The organism is Sphingobium olei, assembly GCF_042678845.1.
GTDB lineage: Bacteria > Pseudomonadota > Alphaproteobacteria > Sphingomonadales > Sphingomonadaceae > Sphingobium > Sphingobium olei.
On record NZ_JBHTLS010000063.1, the window covers coordinates 1 to 4,008 of the forward strand.

The 4,008-nt window shown below is 59.3% G+C and carries 4 protein-coding genes; all 4 read left to right on the plus strand.

Features of this window, described 5'->3' with window-relative positions; genetic code table 11:
* The first annotated feature begins 146 nt into the window (after positions 1 to 146).
* The 4 genes from ACFQ24_RS04255 to ACFQ24_RS04270 are packed head-to-tail and all read left to right on the plus strand — an operon-like array spanning position 147 to position 3,945.
* The gene (locus ACFQ24_RS04255) at positions 147 to 737 is read left to right on the plus strand and encodes a sugar ABC transporter substrate-binding protein (RefSeq protein ID WP_380909241.1); all 591 of its coding nucleotides are present in this window, start codon (positions 147 to 149) and stop codon (positions 735 to 737) included.
* Between the two features lie 3 nt (positions 738 to 740).
* Entirely contained in the window at positions 741 to 2,246 is a 1,506-nt protein-coding gene (locus ACFQ24_RS04260; RefSeq protein WP_380909235.1) for a sugar ABC transporter ATP-binding protein, read from the plus strand.
* 13 nt (positions 2,247 to 2,259) lie between these two features.
* Positions 2,260 to 3,294, plus strand: a complete 1,035-nt coding sequence (locus tag ACFQ24_RS04265; protein ID WP_380909237.1) for an ABC transporter permease — start codon at positions 2,260 to 2,262, stop codon at positions 3,292 to 3,294.
* Between the two features lie 18 nt (positions 3,295 to 3,312).
* Positions 3,313 to 3,945: an aldehyde dehydrogenase family protein gene (locus ACFQ24_RS04270; RefSeq protein ID WP_380909239.1), complete on the plus strand. Its 633-nt coding sequence runs from the start codon at positions 3,313 to 3,315 to the stop codon at positions 3,943 to 3,945.
* The last annotated feature ends 63 nt before the right edge of the window (positions 3,946 to 4,008 follow it).

The following is a 4,008-nucleotide window of genomic DNA, read 5'->3' on the forward strand; positions in this document are numbered from 1 at the left end:
TCCAAAACCAACATCCCGATCTCGCCGCCTGAACATCCAGACGGCTGTTTAAGCTATCGAAATGAGGGGTCCCTTTTAGACGCCGATCACCCCGCTAACGGGGTCCTTTTTGCACGCCGATTCACAGGGTCGGTACTGGCAAAGCTATCGCGAACTACATGATCTGGAAGTCGAACGGCAAACCGAACGTTCTTCTGATCAAGAATACCGACCTCTACATCGTTTCGCATGGGCAATATCTCGGCACGACTGAAGTATTGAATGACAAGGCCGCGTGTGCCGGCTGCAAGTCTGTCACGCGGGAATATGCTTTGGCAAATCTCGACACGCAGCCCGCGTCCGTGGCACTGGCTGCTCTGCAAGGCGATCCTTCGATCGACTGGGTCTGGTGCTTCGACTCCTGCATGAGCCGGGTTGCGCGGTCTCTGGTGGCGTCCGGTATCGGCAGCAAGGTTCGAGGCGCCGGGTTCGATTGCAACGGCGAGAACGTCCAGCTGATCCAGCAAGGTCAGATCCAGGCCGTATGCGCAGCCGATCCCCGCGACTGGGAAGGATATGCCCTTGTCGATAACCTCAACCGCATGCTGCACGGGCAATCGGCAGTCGAACAAAATATTCCCATCCGGATGTTCGACAAGGATACGATCGGCAGGCTGAGCCCGAACGAAGTTCAGCATGGCTGGCAGGGCGATTTCGATTTCCGCTCGCAGTATAAGAAGCTGTGGGGAGTGAGCTGAGCCATGGTGCATTCCGCCATCATGGAAATGGAGCAGGTCGCACACGCGGTCGAGGTTCGGGGAATCCGAAAGGCTTTCGGTGCCACCCAGGCCCTGGCAGGTGTAGACCTGACCCTGCTTCCGGGACGCGTCCACGCCCTTCTGGGCGCCAATGGATGCGGCAAGTCGACTCTCGTCAAGGTTCTGGCTGGATATCATGTTCCGGATGCGGGGGAGATCATCTTCCCCGCAACGGACGGGGCCAGCCATATCGCGTTTGTGCACCAGGATCTTGGACTGGTCGCAACCCTGTCCGTCGCCGAGAATCTGTCTCTTACAGCTGGCTTCGCCATTCAGGGCGGGCGCATCGACTGGGACTATGAATATTTCGCGACAGGCAAGCTGCTGCGCAAATATGGCGTAACCTGCGATCCAAGAACGCAGGTCGGCGATCTCGGACCGACTGACCAGACGATGGTGGCCATCGTCCGGGCGCTCGCCATTTTGCCTGAACATGGCGGCATTCTCGTTCTTGACGAACCGACCGCCCGGCTGCCCGCGGCGGAAGCGGACCGTCTCATCGAGATGCTCCAGAGCCTCAAGGCGCGCGGCGTTGCGATCCTGTACATTTCGCATCGGCTTGAAGAGGTCCTCAAGCTCGCTGACGAACTCACCGTGCTGCGCGATGGCCGGACGGTGCATCATGGCGAGGTGGCCGAACTGGATAGAAAAGACTTGGTTCGTCTCATCATCGGTCACGATGCCGCGACCATGGACGAGGACGCTCCTCGACCCGATCGTGGCAGCGCCAGGGCAATTCTCGAGGTAAGTGAGCTGTCAGGATATCGCGTCGGTGGCGCAAATCTGGAAGTAGCGGGCGGTGAACTTCTGGGTATAGCAGGCCTTGTGGGGTCGGGCCGCTCCGAACTTGGTCGATTGATCTTCGGCCTTCAGCGGGCGACCAGCGGGAAGATCCTTCTCGAGGGGCGGGACGTTACCGACATGTCGGTCCCGCAGCATGTCCGTGCGGGTATAGCCTATGTCCCGCAAGATCGGCTCTCCGGGATATTCAAAGGGCTGAGCGTCGCCGAAAATGCGATCGTGGCGGAACTTGACTCTCTGGTGAGCGGTCTGACGATCTCTGAGGGCCGCTGTAACGCCGCAGCTGGAGGGGTCATCCGGAGTTTCCAGGTGAAGTCGCCTGACATGTCGGTCCCAATCGAGACGCTGTCGGGGGGCAATCAGCAAAAGGTGGTCCTCGGCAAATGGCTGAGACGAGATCTGCGACTATTGATCTTGGACGAACCCACTCAAGGGATCGATGTGGGCGCCCGTACCGATATTTTCCACATTATCCGCAAGGTCGCCGCCGAGAGAAATATCGCCGTATTGGTGATGGACTCGGACCTCGAGATCCTATCCGAGCACTGCGACCGCATCTGCATCATGGCAGCCGGTCGCATCATGAACGAATTTGACGGGCCCGGCGTGCCGATAACAACCCTTAACCGCGCCATCTACGGGCATTGAGAGAGGATTCGATATGAATGCCCTGTTTAGCCGCTATGGCATTGCTGCAGCATTAGTGTTTGTCATCTGCCTGTTCTCCGCGCTCAGGCCCGATGCCTTCCCGACAATGGCAAACGCCGGATCGATCATGAGCGATAACGCCGTTCTTACGATCGTGGCGCTTGGTGTGATGGTGCCCCTTGTGATCGGCCAATTCGACTTGTCGCCAGGTTTTGTGGCCAGCCTTGCGGTCATGCTCACGGCAGGACTGCTATCGCGCCAGGAACTCAGCTGGCCGATCGTGATGCTGATCGTGCTCGGGGTCGGGGTCATGATCGGGGCGATCATGGGCACACTCGTCGCCTATCTCCAGCTCAACTCACTTATCGTCAGTCTTGGCATGGGGAGCATATTGGGCGGTCTGGTGCTGTTCTACTCCAACGGACAGATCATCTTTCAAGGCATTCCTGCAGGCTTCCTGACCCTTGGCCAGACCCGGATAGGCGGCATTATTCCGCTCCCCTTCCTTTATGCCATCGTGCTGGCATCCATCATGTGGTTCATCCTCTACATGCGCCCTGTTGGACGTCGCCTGTATGCGATCGGCGGCGGACCAGAAGCCGCCAAGCTCATTGGCATCGACGTCAATCGCTACATTGTCGGATCGTTCGTGATTTCCGCGACGCTCGCCTCGCTGGCCGGGTTTATCCAGGTCGCCCGCCTTGGCGCCGGCCATCCTACATCGGCGCAGGCCTTCCTTCTTCCTGCGTTCGCTGCGGCCTTCCTGGGGGCAACCTGCTTCCGCCCCGGCTTTTACAATGTCTGGGGCACGGTGCTTGCGGTCTATCTTGTGGGGACAGGCACGACCGGCCTCTTCATGCTTGGCGCAGAGTCCTATGTCCAGCCGATCTTCAACGGCGGCATTCTCATCACGGCCGTTGCAGCCGCCCGTATGGGAGCGCTGCGCAAAGCCGACCGCATGCGCCGCCAGGCCGCGGCTGCGTCCGCCACCAACCAAAATTCCGCGCCAGCAGCCGAAGCCGGCCAGCGGACCTTTGCAACCTCCTAAGCTAAATAAGGAATTATCATGCCCGATGCGTCGAACTTTGCCGAACGCGACGAAGCGGTCAAACTGGCCAATAGCGGCCTTGGTCTTCTGATCGATGGCGAGATCCGGGAGAGCGAAGAAGGTGTCACGATCGATATCGTCGATCCGAGCACCAGTGAGAAGATCGTGGAATTGCCGGGTGCCGGGGAAAGCGACGTCGATGCAGCCGTGAAAGCTGCCAAGTCATCTCTGGAAGGAGAATGGGGGCGCTTTACCGCCAAGGACTGCGAGCGTGTTCTGCGCGAGCTCGCCATCCTGGTCGACGAGCATAAGGAGCAGCTAGCGCTGCTCGAAGCGCTCGACGCCGGCAAGCCGATCGGCATGGCAAGGGCGGTGGATATCCCGCTCGCGATCGATAATCTAGAATATTATTCCGGCTGGCCGACGAAGATCTTCGGCCAGACGATCCCGGCCGGCGGTCCTGACATGCTGGTCTACTCGCGCTATGAGCCTGCCGGCGTAAGCGGTCAGATCATTCCGTGGAATTTTCCGATTTTCGATGCGACCGGTCGCATTGCGATGTCGCTGGCAGCGGGCTGCCCCATTGTCTGCGGATTCCGAGGTCATCGCGCGCACCATTCCGATTTGATGGCGCGCGGGCTTCCGATTTAATCGCGCGCAGCGTTCCGAGAATTGTCCGCGCAGCATTCCGAGCTGATCGCGCGCAGTTTGAGA

Excerpts from the sequence above, each read along its gene's own strand:
- ACFQ24_RS04260 (WP_380909235.1), top strand. The coding sequence starts at position 741 with ATGGTGCATTCCGCCATCATGGAAATGGAGCAGGTCGCACACGCGGTC.
- ACFQ24_RS04270 (WP_380909239.1), top strand. The coding sequence starts at position 3,313 with ATGCCCGATGCGTCGAACTTTGCCGAACGCGACGAAGCGGTCAAACTG.
- ACFQ24_RS04265 (WP_380909237.1), top strand. The coding sequence starts at position 2,260 with ATGAATGCCCTGTTTAGCCGCTATGGCATTGCTGCAGCATTAGTGTTT.